Origin of the sequence: Methylobacterium sp. yr668, assembly GCF_900116245.1 — a bacterium.
GTDB lineage: Bacteria > Pseudomonadota > Alphaproteobacteria > Rhizobiales > Beijerinckiaceae > Methylobacterium.
This window is the reverse complement of sequence record NZ_FOZY01000022.1, coordinates 54,148-70,433: the sequence shown is the minus strand read 5'-3', so window position 1 is coordinate 70,433 and position 16,286 is coordinate 54,148. Positions and strand designations below refer to the sequence as shown.

Below are 16,286 nucleotides of genomic sequence, written 5' to 3'. Positions count from 1 at the left end.
CCGAAAGTCCGGTCGCGGATCCGGCGCCGCGCGTCGGAGGGAACGGCGTCGCGCGGTGACGGCGGCGCGGGGCGTGAACCGCTGGGCGCGGAGCGGAACCGCGCCGCGTCCGCGCTCCGGCTCACGCCGGTCCGGTCTCGGGGGTTGTCCCGGCCGGGGGCGGGGACGCGACGGGCCTGGGCTGCCCCCGGCGCGCGCGGCGCTCCTCGATCCGCTGCAGGATCACGTAGAAGGACGGAACGAACAGGACCGCCAGGCAGGTCGAGGCGAGCATGCCGCTGAACACCGTGATGCCGATCGACTTGCGCGCCGCGGCACCGGCCCCGGAGGCGGTGACGAGGGGCAGCACGCCGAGGATGAAGGCGAACGAGGTCATCAGGATCGGGCGGAAGCGCAGCCGCGCCGCCTCCACGGCGGCGGCCGCGATGTCGAGTCCGGCCTGCCGCTTCTCGCGGGCGACCTCGACGATCAGGATGGCGTTCTTGCTCGCCAGCGCGATCAGCAGGATCAGGCCGATCTGCGTGTAGAGGTTGTTGGCGACGCCGAGCAGCAGCAGCGCCCCGACCGTGCCCAGCAGCGCCAGCGGCACGCCGAGCAGGACCGCCAGCGGCAGGATCCAGCTCTCGTACTGGCCGGCCAGGACCAGGTAGACGAGGAGGATGGCCAGCGCGAACACGAGGTAGATCTGCGCGCCGACCGCCTTCTCCTGGTACGACATCGCCGTCCAGTTGTAGCCCGTGCCCGGCGGCAGCACCTTGGCGGCGATCTGCTGCATCAGGTCCAGCGCCTGCCCGGAGCTGAAGCCCGGCGCCGCCCCGCCCACGATCGTCGCCGTCGGGTAGAGGTTGTACAGGCTGATCAGGGACGGCCCCTGCACGGACTTGATCTCCACGACGGTGCCGAGCGGCACCATCACGCCGTTGCCGGCGCGCACTTTCAGGTTCTCGACGTCCTCGGGGCGGAGCCGGTAATCGGGCGCGGCCTGCACGTAGACCTGGAAGGTCCGGCCGAACTTGTTGAACTGCGTGACGTAGGACGACCCGACGTAGCTCGAGAGGGTCGAGAAGACCTGCCCGACCGTCACGCCGAGGGCCTCGGCCTTGACCCGGTCCACCGCGATCGCGATCTGCGGCACGCCGGCCCGGAACGAGGTGTTGAGCTTCCGCAGCCCGGATTGCGAGTTCCCGTCGGCGACGACCGTCCGGGCGAGGCTCTCCAGCAGGGGGTAGTCGAAGTCGCCGTTGCGCAGCTCGATCTGCATGGTGAAGCCGCTGGCGTTGCCGATGCCCTGGATCGGCGGCGGGATCAGCACGAAGGTGTCGGCGTCCTCGACGCCCGCCAGCATCGTGTTGAAGCGCTCGTAGAGGCTGCGCAGATCCTGGCCCTTCTCCTTGGCCCGGACATCCCAGTCCTTGAGAACCACGTAGGCGACGCCGGCATTGGGCAGGCTGGCGCTGGAATCGAGGACCGAGATCCCGCTGATCGAGAGGACGTTGTCGACGCCCGGCGTCGCCTTCGCCTGGGCGCTGATCCGCTGCATCACCGCGTCGGTGCGCTCCTTCGAGGCCCCGTCCGGCAGCTGCGCCCCGATGAGGACGTAGCCCTGATCCTCGGTGGGCAGGAAGGCGGTCGGCAGGCGGGTCAGCCCCCATCCGGCGAGCCCGATCAGCAGGAGCGCCACGGCGACCATGAGGCCGCTGCGCCGGACCATGGTGGCGATTAGCCGGGCGTACCAGCCCTCGAGGACCCCGTAGGCGCGGTTGAAGCCGCGGTAGAACACGTTCCGCTGCTCCGGCGGCACCGGCTTGCGCAGCCACAGGGCGCACTGGGTCGGCTTCAGGGTGGCGGCATTGATCGCGCTGATCAGCGCGGTGGCGGCGATCACCAGGGCGAACTGCTTGTAGAGCTGCCCGGTCAGGCCGGGCAGGAACGCGGCCGGCACGAACACCGACATGAGCACCAGGGTGATGCCGATGATCGGGCCGAACAGCTCCTCCATCGCCTTCTCGGCCGCCGCCCGGGGCGAGAGGCCCTCGTCGATGTGGTGGGAGACCCCCTCGACGATCACGATGGCGTCGTCCACCACGATGCCGATGGCCAGCACGATCGCGAACAGCGTCGAGAGGTTCACGCTGAAGCCCATCGCTGCCATGGCGGCGAAGGCGCCGATGATCGTCACCGGCACCGTCGTCGCCGGCACCAGCATGGCGCGCCAGTCCTGGACGAAGACCAGGATGACGATCAGGACCAGGACGGCCGCCTCGAACAGCGTCATGTAGACTTCGTGGATCGAGGCCTGCACGAACTCCGTCGTGTCGAACGGGATGGCGTAGACGAGGCCCGACGGGAAGGTCTTCGCGAGCTCGGCCATCCGGGTGCGGACCGCGTTCGCCACCGTCAGCGCGTTCGCCTCGGGCAGTTGGTAGATGCCGATGCCGGCGGCGGGCTGCCCGTTCAGCGTGAACGACTGGCTGTAGGTCTGCGCGCCGAGCTCGACGCGGCCGACGTCGCGCAGGCGGGTGATGCGGCCGCCGTCCTGCGCGTCCGCCTTGACGACGATGTTCTCGAAGTCCGGGGCGTTGTTGAGCCGCCCGTTGACGTTGAGCGTGTACTGGAAGTCCTGGCCGGCCGGGACCGGCGGCATCCCCACGGCGCCCGCGGTGACCTCCTGGCTCTGCTGCTGCACGATGTTGATGATGGCGTCGGGGGTGAGGCCCCGGGCCTGCACGAGGTCGGGATCCAGCCAGATCCGCATCGCGTACTGGCCGGCGCCGAAGACCGTGACGTTGCCGACGCCGGGCAGCCGGGCCAGCTCGTTCTGCACGTTGATGACGCCGTAATTCGACAGGAACAGGCTGTCGAATTTCCCGTCGCTGGCCGACAGCGTGACGAATTGCAGGACCGCGGTGGACTTCTTCTGGGTCGTGACGCCCTGGACCTGGACCGCCTGCGGCAGCGACGACATCGCGATCGCGACCCGGTTCTGCACCAGCACCTGGGCCTGATCGCCGTCCGTCCCGATCGCGAAGGTGACCGTGAGGGTGTAGGTGCCGTCGCTCGCGCTGGTCGACTGCATGTAGAGCATGCCCTCGACGCCGTTGACCTGCTGCTCGATCGGGAGCGCCACCGTGTCGACCACCGTGCGGGCGCTCGCACCCGGGTAGCGGGTGGTGACCTGGACCGTCGGCGGCACGACGTTGGGATACTGCGACACCGGCAGGTTGAAGAGCGACACCGCGCCGATCAGCACCATGACCAGGGCCAGCACGTTGGCCAGGACCGGCCGCTCGATGAAGAAGCGCGAGATCATGCCGTTGGCCCTCGGTGCCGGCGTCTCAGGGGCGGCCCGCCGCCAGGGCGGGACGCGGGGTGGCGGAGATCACTGTCCGATCGTCGGGCGTGTCGGCCTCGTCGGCAGCGCCGGGACTTCCGGACGACGGCTCACCGCGGGAGTGGCGCCGGGTCGGGCAAGGCTTCGGCCACCGCCACCTTCTGGGGCGCGACCTTCGCCCCGGGGATTGCCCGCTGGATGCCGTCCGTGACGACCCAGTCGCCGGGTGCGAGCCCAGTCTCGATCACCCGGTAGCGCCCGTCCCGGGGCCCGAGCGTCACCACCCGCTGCGAGACCGTGTCGTCGGCGCCGACCGTGAGCACGTAGCTGCCCTGCTGGTTCGTCCCGATGGCGTCGTCGCGCACCAGCAGGGCCTTGTCCTGGCGCCCGACCGGGACCCGGACCCGAACGAACAGGCCCGGGAGGAGCGCGTGGTCGCCGTTCTCGATGAGCGCCCGCGCCATCAGCGTGCCGGTGGACGGGTCGACCTGCGGCGCGAGGTAGTCGAGCTTGCCGGCATGCGGATAGCCGGTCTCGGTCTGCAGGCCGATCTCCACGGGGATCCTGGATAGGTCGCCCAGCGTCCGGTGCGTGGCGAGCAGGTGCTCCTTGACCAGCAGCACCTGCTGCTCGCTGATGTTGAAGTAGACGTAGAGCGGATCGATGCGCACGAGCTGCGCCAGCTTGGTCGGTCCGCTGATGCCGACGAGCGCCCCGACATCCGCGAGGTGGTTGGTGACCACGCCGTCGAACGGTGCGGAGACCTGCGTGTAGCCGAGATTGATGGCGGCGATGTCGAGGTTGGCCTGCGCCTCCATGACGGCGGCGCTGGCTTGGTCCTGCTTGGTCTTCGCGTCCTCGACGCGCGCCTGCGAGGCGAATTCCTGCCGGCCCAGCGTGGACTGGCGCTGATACTCGGACTGGGCATTCGCCAGGGCGGCCTGCTGCGCCGCCAGGGCGCCCTGCGCCTGCTTGAGCTGCGCCTCGTAGGTGTTGCGCTGGATCGAGAAGAGCGGCGTGCCCTTCTTCACGACGGCGCCGTCCTTGTAGGTGATCGCCTCTAGGAAGCCCTGGACCCGTGCCTCGAGCTCGACGGCCGCGAACGCCTTGGTGTTGCCGGTGAGCTCGAAGTAGCGCGTGACCGTGCGCACGAGCGGTTGCGCGACCGAGACCGTCGGCGGCGGTGGGGGAACGTACTGGTTCGCATCGCGGCAACCGGCGGCGAGGCCCGCGATGGCCGCCAAGGCGAGGAGGCGGAGGGATCCGGGAAGCTGCAGCACGATCGGCACGGTCGACCCTCAACGTGAGAGCGTTACGGGACGGTCTTCGGTCACGGTCCTGACGTGGCTACTGATCGTCCTCGGCCTTGGCTTCCCGGGCGAGGGTCAGGCACTCCAGCAGATCGACGTAGCTGGGCAGGCCGTCGAGCTGGGCCTCCGCCGCGCAGCGCGTCCGGTCGACCGCCGGGAAGCTGGACCACTTCTTCGCCACCTCGGCACGGGCCGACCCCTCGTCCTGGAGGCAGAGCTTCTGCCGAACGGGATCGAGGGTCATCGCCGTCGTCGCCGCTCGGCAGCTGCCGTGAACGTCGAAGACCGGCATCTTGTCCGAGACCGGCGTCGTCAACGCCAGCTCCAACAGCAAGGCGGGGACAGCAAACATCATGATCGGCACACCCGCGCGTCGCGTCGACCGGACGGTCCGGTCGATCCTTGTTCTGGCGGCCCCGCACGGTTGCCGTGCCCTGCAGCAATACAGGTTCGATACTCAATACCGGCCCGATTCGGTCGCCTATCCTGTATCGATAGCATATGTCGCGGTTAAGTTGTTGCAACAAAAATCGTTATCAACCACGGCGCACTACCTAAAGCGGTGGCGTCCGGCAGAGCGACCGTATGATTTCTGTGATGTCTGCCAAGTGAGTAAGATAGAATGAAAAATTGAAACGTTTGCTAAAATAATGAGAGCTTTCCCGCGTAATAGGTCGATTGAGCGAGTACGCAGGGCAACTGTACGATCGCTCGGGCCGCGGGCGCCGGCGCCAGCCTGGCGCTGTCCGTCGCGCCCGGCGCGGCCAGTGGCTCCGGCTCCGGGACAGGCCGAAGCGCTGACGGTGTCCGTCATGCCGGCCGGCGAGACCGTTTCGATCGGTGCGGCGGGCCCCGGCCGCGCCGCGGCCGGGGCCCCACCCGCCTACTTGTCGAGGGCGTTCTCGACGGCGTCCTTGGCCTTGCCGCGCTCCTGCTGGGCCTGGCCCCGGAGCTTCTGGTCGCGCCCCTCGGCCTTCAGCGCCTCGTCGTCCGTCAGGTTGCCGACGCCGCGCTTGGCGCCGCCGACCGCCTCGTTGGCGAGGCCCTTGAGCCGGTCGACCGCGCCCGCCGTCGTCGGCGTGTCGTCGGCCAGCGCCGGGCCTGCGAGGGCGAGGCCGAGGAGGGCGCCACGAAGCGCCGTCTTGCGGGTGCTGCTCATCCGGTTCTCCCGAGAGGTTCGAGGGAGCGCGGTCTGACCGACCGTCCGCGCCGGCGCAATGACGCACACGTACCGGATCGCCGGACCGGCAACCGGTACGGCACCGGTCCGCCGGTTCGGGCGTGTCCCGTGGCGCGGACGGCCCTGCGCGGCCGAGATCCCGGCGCGGGGCCGGTCAGGCGGCGGACCGGAACGCCGCGCGCCCGTTGCGGAGGATCGAGATCAGCGCACCGACGAGGCCGGCCAGGATCACCCCGTCGATCGTCAGGAGGGTGATCGCCCGGTTCCACAGCCGGTCGAGGCCGAGATCGGTGGTGACGGACTCGGGATGCGCCGGGTCGGCCATCACGCCGATCGTGTAGTCGCCCGCGTGCAGGCCGGTGAACACGTAGTTCACCCGGCGGGTCACGCTGCCCTGGGGCGTCCGCAGCGAGAGCGTCGCGTCGCAGATGTGGAACACGAGCTTGGTGCTGCACTTGCCGTCGCTCACGCGGGCGTTCGGGACGGGCCGGGCGGCCTCGCGGACCTGCCAATCCGAGATCAGCACGGGCGCCGTGTAGACGGCGCTGGCTGCCAGGAGGCCGCCGAACAGCACGAAGCCGAACAGCACGCCCAGGATGACGGTCCAGCTCGCGCGGTCGGGCGGCAGGCGCAGGGTCTCGGCGGTCTCGGGCTTGGCGGGCGATCCCATGCGATCCTCAAGCAGGCAGGGCTTCGGGAGAGGGGGTGTGGGCGGCGACGGTCGCGCGCGCGGCGCGCTCGGCCAGGGCGCGGCGGGCGTGGTGCGCGGCCTGGTAGCGGGCGATCAGGTCGGCGAAATCCTGCGGCTTCATCCCGCGCGGCAGTCCGACCGTGAGGGTCACGATGCGGCGCTTCGCGTCGAGCTTCACGGGGTGCCGCCCCGGGGCCCGCTCCGGCCAGTCCGCGCCCGGCGGCAGCAGCAGGCGGGTGACGATGCCGGCGCGGCTCAGCGACATGTCGAGATCGGCGACGGCCTCCCAGGGGATCACCCTGTCGAGACCGGGCGCCGTCAGCCCCGCGGGGCTCAGGATCAGGGCGATCGGCTCGCCCCGTGACAGGACGAAGGCGCCCGCCCCGCCGAAGGCGGCCGCGAGGGCCAGGGCCACGGCCGCCACGATCCGGGCCTCGTACGGCGACAGGCCCGGGATCCGGAACAGGGCGAGCGCGAGCGCCGCGGCGGCGAAGAGGCCGGCGCTGGCGGCCAGCGTGAGGCCGCGGGCGCGGTGGCTGGCGCGCAGCACCCGTTCCTCGGTTCCGATCTCCGCGGCGGTCGCCTCCAGATGTGCGCGGGCGGCGGTCTCCCGCGCGCGGACCGCGCCGAGGAAGTCCCGCGTCGCGGCCCGGCACAGGCCGTCGGGGTCGGCGAAGTAGGCGGCGAGCTGGTCGCGGGCCCGGGCCGGCGGCGCGGCTCCGGCCGCGGCCAGCAGGTCCGCGTCCATCGCCAGCCCGAGGGCGGCGACGCGGTCGCGGGTCGGCGGGTGGGTGTCGGTCGGGTGGGCCTGCTCGTCCTCGAGGCGCGCCGCGGGATCCTCGAGGCCGCGCGCGATCGCGCCGTCGAACGCCGCCGCCACGAGGTCGGCGGCGGCCGTCTCCGGCGCGTCGGCCGCCGCGTCCAGGGTCTCGACGACGCGCGGGCGCGCGGCGCCGTAGCGCAGGAGCGCCCGGGCCGAGGCGTCGGGGGAGGTCACGGCGGCGCCGGCCGCGTCGGCCGCGAACTCGCGCACCCGGCTCCAGTGGCGCACGGCGAGGTGGAACTGCTCCATCACGAACAGGCCGAGGCGGATCGACGGCCCGAGCACGCCGAGCGCGCCGCGCTCGCGCTCGGCCATCGCGTCGAGGGAGCGCCCGACGCCCGCGTAGATCGGCAGGAAGCGCTGGCTGTAGGCGGTGTCGCCGCCTGCGTAGTGGGCGAGTTCGTGCCCGAGGATCGCCGCCGTCTCGTCGACGCGCAGCAGGGCGAGATAGGGCAGGGGCACGTAGAGGATCCGGCCGTCGAGCCGCGCGCCGCCGGGCTCGAGCACGGCCGGGCCGGCGCTGACGAAGAAGCCCTCGGTGAGGCCGACGACCAGGGCCTCGGGCTTCAGCGCGCCCATCCGGTCGGCGAGCGCCTCGACGAGGCGCCAGAGACCCGGCGCCTCGGCCGGCGCGATCCGCCGCCCCAGGATCGGCAGCGGCTCGGGCGCGAAGGCGACGAGGGCCCGGCGCAGGCCGATCAGGGCGCCGCACGCGGCGAGGATCGTGGCGCCGACCGCGCCGGCCGCGATCGCCAGGAGCTTCACGCCGCCGCCGCTGAGGCCGCCGTCGACGAGCAGCCCGGCCTCGAACAGGACCACCGCCACGAGGCCGGCGGTCGCCGCCACGATCTGGGCGGCGAGGGCGGGCGGAAGCAGCCGCCGCACCAGCGAGAAGCCGCGGACCAGGGCGTCGCGCGACCCGCGTCCCAGCTGCCCGAGCAGGCCGCCGACGAGCAGAACGAGCACGGAGAGCGCCGCCGCGATTCCGCCGCCCGCGACCGCGACCGCCGGCAGCCTGCGCCGCCAGTCCATCACGGCGGCGAGGGTCCCCGCGTGGTCGCGGATCTCGCGGGCCTTCACCGCGGCGTAGGGGCCGCCGTAGAGGCGGCCGTCGTGCCGGAACTGCAGGCTGAAATCGGGGCGCCCGTCCCGCGGAGACCGCGCCTCCAGATCCGCCACGACCGCGCCGAGGCGGTCGCGCTCGGCCGCGAAGGCCCGCCAGTCGTCGAGGCCGCGCTGGCCCTGCCAGAGCCCGATCAGCAGGATCGCGAGCGGCAGCAGCACGGTCGCTGCCAGGAGCCCGGCGAGGGCGCGCGGTCGCGAGCGGTCGCGCGGGGGCGCTGCTTCGGCGATGGTCGGCTCCTGGATAGCGAGACGCCGGCGCGGCAGGGCGGGCGCGGCAGGATTGCGGTCGGGTCGGCGTCCCGGTATCGAGCCGGCGCAGCGAACAGTCTCGGTCCAGGAGGCTATAGATGCGGTCGAGCTACAGCTTCCGAGCGACAAAGATTGGGCGCAACCGGATCGATAACCGATTCGACGGCCGGTTTTCTAACCGGCCGAACGGCCACGTCAACCGAATGCTGCGGTCCGGCCTCCGAGGGCTCCGGGCGCGGCGCGCCTTGCCCGGCCGGTGCGCCCGCCCCACTCTGGGCGCTTCCGCGCTCGCGCGCCCGGCGCGACCGGGCCCGGTTTGGATGCCAGCCTCGGAGGCGCCGCTCCGCGGGAAGACCGGAAGGGAGAGACCATGAATCTGCTGAAGCGGTTGTTCGGACGCGCCGATGCGGCACCGGCGGAGGCGGCGCCGGACGAACCGCTTCTCGTCAACGCCTACGCGACCGTGCGCGACCTGCCCGCGCTCCCCTTCGACCACGCGCTGAACGGCCGGCGGGACCTGTCCGACCCCGAATTGCAGCCGCATCTCGACGGGTTCATCGGCTACGTCATGGGACGGGGCGACGGGCAGATGACCGCCCTCCGCTACCATCTCTGGCGCCACTTGCAGCGCGTCCGCAACCACGTCAGCTTCGCGGTCGCCGCGTCCGACCTGCCCCGCTTGGAAGCCTGGGCGCTCGCGGCGAACGCCGTCCTCTTCCTGCCCGACGGATCCGTGCGGGCGCCCGACATGGCGCTCCTCCTGTCGGCCGCGGGCGAGACGGATCCGGCCGCGCATCTGCCCTACCCGCCCGACGCCGTCGCGCGCCGCGCCCGGACCCTGGAGCGCCTGGAGGATCTGGACCCGAAGCCGCCCGCCGGCATGCCCCCCGCGCTCGGCGAGGCGGAGCTCGCGCTGCGACCGCCGGCGGAGGTGCTCCGGCGGGCTCTGGCCCTGCTCTACATCGCGGCCTGGGGGCAGGCCTTCGGCGCCGGCACGACGCTGCGCGAGCCGGGGCAGAGGACGCTGAATCCCACCGGCTTCGCGGCCCTGTCGCCGGCCGAGCGCGCCCAGATCGAGGCGGCGGACCCGAAGGACGCCGCGGCGGCGTCCTGGCGCTACGAGGCCGCGAACACCCTGCTGTGGGCGCTCGGCGTGCGCGCGGCCCGGATCGCCGACAGCGACGCCACGGTCGACGTCGACGCGCTCTGGCGGGCGGTCGCGCCGCTCGCCCGGGACGCGGGCGCGGCCGACGCCGCGCGGCTGCGCCCGCCCGGCGAGATCCTGGAGGCGCTGGACCGCGCGTGGCGGGCGCACTGGGTCGTCCGGCAGGCGCGGCAGAAGGGGACAGCCCCAGCGGGGCTCAACGGCGACGTCGTGGCGGAGCGCCACGTCGCGCTGAACTGGCTGACCGGATTCCAGAACGACCGCGACACGCCCTGGGACGCGACCGACACGCCGACGTGAGCGCGCCGCGGCTCAGCGCAGACCGTCGAAATAGTCGAAGAACACGCGGTCCGGATCGTGCTCGTCGCGCAGCGCGCACAGCCTCTGCCACTTCTCGGGCGTGAACGCCTGGGCGACGATCTCGGGCTGCTCGACCGTGTTGGTCTCGCCGATGTAGTAGCCGATGTTGAGCGGCTTCAGCGCGGCGATCACCGCCCGATGCCAGGCGGCGTTGGCCTGATCGTCGTCCGCCTCGTGCCACATGGTCCAGGGGCCGCCATAGACCTTCGAGGTCATGGAGCGGGCCATGTTCCGCTGCGGCCCCGGGACGTCGGGTCCGCAGAAGATCGTCGACAGGAACACCGAGGTCGCCGAAGGCGCCCGCTGCCACAGGGGCAGGATGGCCGCCATCACCGCGCCGGGGCTGTGATTGGAGAAGGTGGCCTCGACCCGGGATCGCACGCCCTCCGGGAAGAGCGCGCCGGACGCGTCGAACAGCTGCTCGAAGTCGAGGGGCGTCACCCGCGCGCTCGACAGGGGCGCGACCGGTGCGTCATCGAGCGGCGCCAGCGCGCGCCGGGCCGCCTCCGGGGTGTCCTCGAAGGCGGTGGCGGTGACCATGCAGACCCAGCCGTTCCGGTCCGCCGCCGCCTCGGCCAGCGCGGGCGGCGCCTTCACGAGGAACTGGGTCAGCTCGACGCTCGGCGCGATCGTGGGCGCCGCCTCGCCGAGCCACGTGCCGACGGCCGGCGCATCCTCGAGGCGATAGAAATACTCGCTCCCGTGAATGGCCTTCGGCAGCGCGTGGAGCTTGAGGAAATACTTGGTGACGATCCCGAAGAAGCCCGGGCCGGCGCCGCGCGCGGCCCAGAAGAAGTCCGGGTTCTCGGTCTCGCTGGCCCGGATCCGCTCGCCCTGGGCGGTGACGAGCTCGATCGCCTCGAGGCTCTCGGTGCCGTAGCCCCAGACCGTGGGGTTCCAGGCCATGCCGCCGCCGAGGAAGTAGCCGCTCGCCTTGACCTGGGGGCAGTGGCCGGTCGGGAAGGCGAGTCCGTGGGCGTTGAGCGCCTTCTGGATGTCGCGGTTGCTGACGATCGGCTGGATGACGGCCCGGCGCTGCGCGACATCGATCGCCAGGATCCTGTCGAGGCTCCCGAGGTCGATCAGGATCCCGCCGTTGCGCAGGGTCGGCTGGCACCAGTTGTGGCCTCCGCCGCGGACGACGACCTTGAGGCCGTGCGCGCGGGCGAACTTCACGGTGGCGACGATGTCGTCCTCGTCGGCGGCCCTGACGATCATCTGCGGCGCCCGGTCGGGGATCAGCCTGTTCCACAGGTTCCCGTGAAGCGCCTCCCGGAACTGCGGGTCGCCCGCGTCGATGACCGGGCCCTTGCAGGCCGTCCTCAAGGTCTCAGCATTCATGACTGGGCACTGCGCGGGCGTGGAGGCCCGCTCGGGCGACGCGGCCTGAGCGGGCGGAGCAGGACGGCCGGTCTCGCGATCCGGCCCTCAGTAGGGGACGCGGTCCGCCTTCTGGGCGTACTTCTTCCAGACCTCGACGGCCTCCGCGCGCATGATCTGCTGGGTCGGGATGGAGCGCTCGCCGACATCCTTCTTGAGCTCGGCGTAGATCATGCTGTCGTCGAAGCCGCCGTATTCCAGCGCGTCCTCGACCTGCGCCGCGTAGTAGACGTTCTTGACGCCGGCCCAGTAGGCGGCCGCCATGCACATCGGGCAGGGTTCGGCGCTGGTGTAGAGCGTCGCGTTCCGGAGCTTGAAGCTGCCCTGCGCCTTGCAGGCCTTCCGGATCGCCTCGATCTCGCCGTGCCAGGTCGGGTCGTTCTCGGCGACGACGCGGTTGGCGCCCTCGGCGATGATCTCGCCGTCCTGGACGATCACGCAGCCGAACACGCCGCCGGCACTTTCGACCAGCGACGTCTTCTCCGACAGGGCGATCGCCCGGGCCATGAACTTTTCGTGGTTGTCAGACATTGGAACCTCTGTCGTCGCGAAACGGGTCGGTTGGTCGGGACTATGAACCGCGGAGATTTCTTAATCGAGGGGCGGTCCGGATTGTTGTGTCGGACCGCACTAGACTTCGCGCGGCGTGCTTAACAACTCCGGGTCGGCCGACCGGCATTGGCTTCGGGTTGAGCGATGTCGCCGCGCGGTCCGGCCGAGCGGTGCGGGGTGTCACGGAGCGCGACCGCCGTCGAGCCGCGCGGGCAGGATCGGCGACGGGGCCGCGCGCGGATCGGGACGTTCCGCTGAAACCGTGCCTCCTGCGAACGCATGGTCGTCAGCCAGTAACGAGCGGCTACCCGCGGCTTGGCGACAGAATAGACAGGGGCGGAAGTGCCGCGTCAACGCCGGCCCGCGATCGTCGGCAGTCGAATTGTAAATATAGGGAAATGCAATAAAACGACCGTGAAGAGATGATCGATCAGGCTCTCCGGCCCGATACGAGCAGCACATATGGCGCGTCGCGGTCACGGCGGCGGCTCCTGATCGGGACGGCGGCGCCCCGCCTGAGACGGACGGACAAGAAATAATCCGTCCCGTCATGGCAGGGCGCCCCGACCCGGCGCCACACCCTCCGCCGCGCCCGGCGACGATCGTCTCCGCCCCGTCTTTTCATTGTCGCTCCGTCCCAGCTCGGCGGGGCTCGGGCGGAGCGGGCGCCGAAAAAGTCCGGCATTCCGGGCCGCGCGCGCGGAAGATAAATATCGTGCAAGCGTTTCCGCTTAAAAGACGATCGCCGTAGAGAATGTGCTGTATTTACAATTAAAATATTCGACCTCCGCGCTGAGGTCTTGACTCCGGTCGTAGATTGCCCGCTGATACAGGCATGCAGAGCAGTGCTGCCAATGGAGTGGCGGGCGCTCGATGCAAGATCAATTTTCGGTTGTTTATCCTCGTGTTCCGCGGCGCGGCAGATCCCTGCGGGTCCGCCGCCGCCTCGGTGCCGCGGTCCACGGACCGGCCGTCCGGGTCGCCGGAGATGGCGCCTCTCGGCACCGCCCCGGACCCGCCGGGCGGTGACCGGGCGCGGCGCCGGGGGCCGCGCGAAGCCAACGCGCGAGTGCAGGCAGCCGTGCAACGGAAGCGCGTCGGTTCATGAGCGGTGCCACATCGTCCGTCAGCATCGTGACGCAGACGACCATCCGGCCGGAGAGCGCGGACGCCTTCGCCCGCTGGCAGGTCGACACCAGCGCCGTCGTCGCGGCCTTCCCGGGCTTCATCGAGCAGCAGCTGATCCCGCCGCGCCCGCCGCTGCAGGTGGACTGGGTGATCGTGCAGCGGTTCCACAGCCTGGAGCAGGCCAAGACCTGGATGGCCTCCCCCGAGCGGCAGGCCCGCATCCAGGGCGCCACGCCGATGCTCGTCGGCCGCGACGACGTCCACATCGTCAAGGACGACGCCGGCGCGGCCCGGACCTCGCCGGTCAGCGCGGTGATCAGCACCCGCGTGAAGCCCGGCATGGAGGCCGCCTACCTCCGGTGGGAGCAGAAGATCGCGGCCGCGCAGTCGCGGGCGCCCGGCATGCAGGGCTACCGGTTCGAGCCGGCCGTGCCGGGGGTGCAGGAGGACTACGTCGCGATCCTGCGCTTCGACAGCGAGGCGAACCTGCGCACCTGGATGGACTCGCCCGAGCGGCGGGCCCTGGTCGCCGAGGCGGCGCCGATGACCGCGGAATTCCACACGCGGACGGTGCAGAGCGGCTTCGAGCAGTGGTTCCGCAACGTCGCGCCGCCCGGAGAGGGCGCGCCCGCGGCGTGGAAGATGAACATGATCGTCGTGCTGACCCTCTACCCGACCGTGTTCCTGTGGGGCGTCCTGGTCGGCGCGCCGATCCTGGCCGGCATGCTGAAGGTGGATTTTCCGGTCGCCCTGTTCATCGGCAACGTGTTCAGCGTGCTGCTCACCTCGCTGATGGTGCCCTGGACGGCCAAGCGGCTGGGCTGGTGGCTGACGCCGGATCCGGCGCGGCGGACCCGGGTCAACCTGCAGGGCGCCGCGCTGCTGATCGCCGCCTACGGGCTCATGATCCTCGTGTTCTGGAAGCTGTTTTGACCGGCGGCGCGCCCGGGCGGTCGCGGCCCGCGCGGCGCCGTCGCGGGCAGGGGCCGGGCGCGGGGACAGGGCGCGCGATGCTCCGGTCGGTGTCCCGGGCGAGCCCGCGCCCGGCGGCCGGCCTGCTGATCCTGGCCTGCGGGGTCGGTCTGGCCGGGCCCGCCCGCGCCGAGCCGGCGCCCGCTCCGGCCACGGCCGCGGCCAGTTCCTCGACCACGTCGGGGACGGGTGCGGCCGACGGGACGCCCGTCGCGGCCGCGGCCCGCGCGCGGCGCCAGGAGGCCGCCGTTGCCGTCGCGGCCGCCACCGTGATGGCGGCGCCGCCGCCGTCCTTCTTCAACTTCTCCGACACTGTGGTGAGCTACCGCTTCCAGGGACCCTCGGCGGAGCCCGGCCTCCGGGTCCAGCGTCCCGACGGCCAGTTCGTGGGGCGCGAGGTCCCCAAGACCGTCATCAACCTGTTCCACGCCAACGCGTGGGCCTACGGCACCAACCTGCTCTCCCTCGACATCCTCCGGTCCGGATCCCAGGATCCGGCCGGCAATCAGGTTGGCCGGTTCGAGGGCGTCGGCGCCACCGAGTTCTACCTGATCTACCGGGGCGTCCTGAGCCTCAACAAGGTCTTCGACACGCAGGCCCTGGCCATCCCCGGCTTCGTGAAGGATGTCGGCCTGTCGTTCGGGGCCGACGTCAACACCAAGGACACGACCTTCGATTCCGAGAAGCGCGCGGGGACCTTCGGGCTGAGCTTCGCCTTCGACGTGCCGGCCGGGTTCGTGAACCTGAAGGTCCAGGGCTACAAGGAGTTCTCCCGCAACGGCTTCGCCGGATACGGGCCGGTGCCGGGCTTCGACTACGCGCACTTCCGCAGCGTCGAGTTCAAGATGACGCCGGAATTCGAGATCACCTACACGATCCCGCTGCCGTTCACCGGGCTGCCGCTGTCGCTCGCCGGCTTCAACACGATCGTGCTGCCCAAGGGGCGCTACGGTCGATTCAACGAGAACGACACCCAGCTGGAATTCGTCTCCCAGACCAACCTCGTGCTCGATGTCGGGCAGCTCGTCGCCGGCACGCCCAACCGGGTCGAGGTCTTCGCCGGGTTCCAGTACTGGCACAACAAGTTCGGGGGCGACCCGCGGCGCACGCTCAACACCGAGGAGAAGGCGCTGATCGCCGGGGTGGCCTATCACCTGAAATGAGCCCGCCGGATCGGCGCGGTCGGGGACATGACGGGCCCGGTGTCGGGCCCGACGAAGGCGGCCTCAGGCGCGGCCTCAGGCGCGGCCTCAGGCGCGGACGAGCTTGCCCACGACGGCGAGCAGCTGCTCGGGCTTGAACGGCTTGGTGATCCAGCCGGTCGCCCCGGCCGCCTTCGCCTGCTGCTTGATCGCCTCGTCGGATTCCGTGCTCAGGAAGAGGATCGGCACGCCGGTGCAACTCGGCAGCGTCCGCAGCTGCTTGATCATCTCCAGCCCGTTCATCACCGGCATGTTGAGATCGGTGATGACGAGGTTGACGCTCTCGCTCCTGGCCTTCGCGAGGCCTTCGGCGCCGTCGCCGGCCTCGATCACCGTGTGGCCGGCCGGGCCGAGCACCACCTTGATCATCTGCCGGATGCTGGGCGAATCGTCGACGGCGAGGACAGTGGCCATGACACGGATTCCGTTCTTGTGCCTGACGCGCGCCTAGAGGAGCGGCGCGCTGGGGTGTTCGATCGCGGCGCGCCGGAACGCGCTCTCGACCGCCGGGGGGACGTTGACCAGCGCGATCCCGGCGGCCCGACCCCGCGCCGTCCGGTCGGCCGCGAGCACGACCTGGACGAAGGTGACGTCCGCGCGCTCGACCGCCGCGCAGTCGAGGGTGAGGCGCGCCCCGCCGGCGAGCGCCGCCGCCAGCGTGTCCTGCAGCGCCCGGACGGTCCGGATGGTGCAGTCGGGACCGAGCGTGAGGACTGGAGCCTCGGACATGCGGGTTCGTGACCTCGAAGACGGATGTGCGGGGCGACGCGCCGCCGCGCCCGAGTCAACACCGCGGCGGGTAAATTCTTCCTGAAGGT

General features: G+C 71.3%; 13 protein-coding genes. 3 read left to right on the top strand and 10 right to left on the bottom strand.

The window, feature by feature from the left end; genetic code table 11:
• Positions 1-121 precede the first annotated feature (121 nt).
• From BM419_RS22860 to BM419_RS22835, 6 genes are all read right to left on the bottom strand, one after another.
• Entirely contained in the window at positions 122-3,310 is a 3,189-nt protein-coding gene (locus tag BM419_RS22860) for an efflux RND transporter permease subunit (RefSeq protein WP_091927771.1), read from the bottom strand.
• Positions 3,311-3,441: 131 nt separating this feature from the next.
• A complete protein-coding gene (locus BM419_RS22855; protein ID WP_042672342.1) occupies positions 3,442-4,614 on the bottom strand; it encodes an efflux RND transporter periplasmic adaptor subunit in 1,173 nt (390 codons plus the stop codon).
• 64 nt (positions 4,615-4,678) lie between these two features.
• Positions 4,679-4,957 (bottom strand): hypothetical protein, encoded by a 279-nt coding sequence (locus tag BM419_RS22850; RefSeq protein WP_234081793.1) that lies wholly within the window; start codon positions 4,955-4,957, stop codon positions 4,679-4,681.
• 567 nt (positions 4,958-5,524) lie between these two features.
• Complete coding sequence (locus BM419_RS22845; protein ID WP_020091080.1) at positions 5,525-5,800, bottom strand: CsbD family protein; 276 nt, start codon at positions 5,798-5,800, stop codon at positions 5,525-5,527.
• 175 nt (positions 5,801-5,975) lie between these two features.
• Positions 5,976-6,491 (bottom strand): hypothetical protein, encoded by a 516-nt coding sequence (locus tag BM419_RS22840; protein ID WP_091927770.1) that lies wholly within the window; start codon positions 6,489-6,491, stop codon positions 5,976-5,978.
• Positions 6,492-6,498: 7 nt separating this feature from the next.
• The gene (locus BM419_RS22835; RefSeq protein WP_091927769.1) at positions 6,499-8,619 is read right to left on the bottom strand and encodes a M48 family metalloprotease; all 2,121 of its coding nucleotides are present in this window, start codon (positions 8,617-8,619) and stop codon (positions 6,499-6,501) included.
• 460 nt (positions 8,620-9,079) lie between these two features.
• Here BM419_RS22835 and BM419_RS22830 point away from each other — a divergent pair, with 460 nt between their 5' ends.
• A complete protein-coding gene (locus BM419_RS22830; protein WP_091927768.1) occupies positions 9,080-10,174 on the top strand; it encodes a DUF4272 domain-containing protein in 1,095 nt (364 codons plus the stop codon).
• Between the two features lie 12 nt (positions 10,175-10,186).
• On the opposite strand, the gene BM419_RS22825 is transcribed toward BM419_RS22830, so the two are convergent.
• Together BM419_RS22825 and BM419_RS22820 are read right to left on the bottom strand one after the other, a co-directional pair.
• Complete coding sequence (locus BM419_RS22825; protein WP_056529842.1) at positions 10,187-11,575, bottom strand: FAD-binding oxidoreductase; 1,389 nt, start codon at positions 11,573-11,575, stop codon at positions 10,187-10,189.
• A gap of 87 nt (positions 11,576-11,662) precedes the next feature.
• Entirely contained in the window at positions 11,663-12,145 is a 483-nt protein-coding gene (locus BM419_RS22820) for a nucleoside deaminase (RefSeq protein ID WP_091927767.1), read from the bottom strand.
• Positions 12,146-13,270: 1,125 nt separating this feature from the next.
• On the opposite strand from BM419_RS22820, the gene BM419_RS22815 reads away from it, so the two are divergent.
• A complete protein-coding gene (locus BM419_RS22815; RefSeq protein ID WP_091675915.1) occupies positions 13,271-14,227 on the top strand; it encodes a putative antibiotic biosynthesis monooxygenase in 957 nt (318 codons plus the stop codon).
• A 77-nt stretch (positions 14,228-14,304) separates the two neighbouring features.
• Positions 14,305-15,429: a hypothetical protein gene (locus BM419_RS22810; RefSeq protein WP_056529851.1), complete on the top strand. Its 1,125-nt coding sequence runs from the start codon at positions 14,305-14,307 to the stop codon at positions 15,427-15,429.
• Between the two features lie 87 nt (positions 15,430-15,516).
• Here BM419_RS22810 and BM419_RS22805 read toward each other — a convergent pair whose 3' ends face one another.
• Complete coding sequence (locus BM419_RS22805) at positions 15,517-15,882, bottom strand: response regulator (protein ID WP_020091072.1); 366 nt, start codon at positions 15,880-15,882, stop codon at positions 15,517-15,519.
• Positions 15,883-15,915: 33 nt separating this feature from the next.
• Positions 15,916-16,197, bottom strand: coding sequence for an STAS domain-containing protein (locus tag BM419_RS22800; RefSeq protein ID WP_091927766.1), 282 nt, complete (start codon positions 16,195-16,197; stop codon positions 15,916-15,918).
• Between the last annotated feature and the right edge of the window lie 89 nt (positions 16,198-16,286).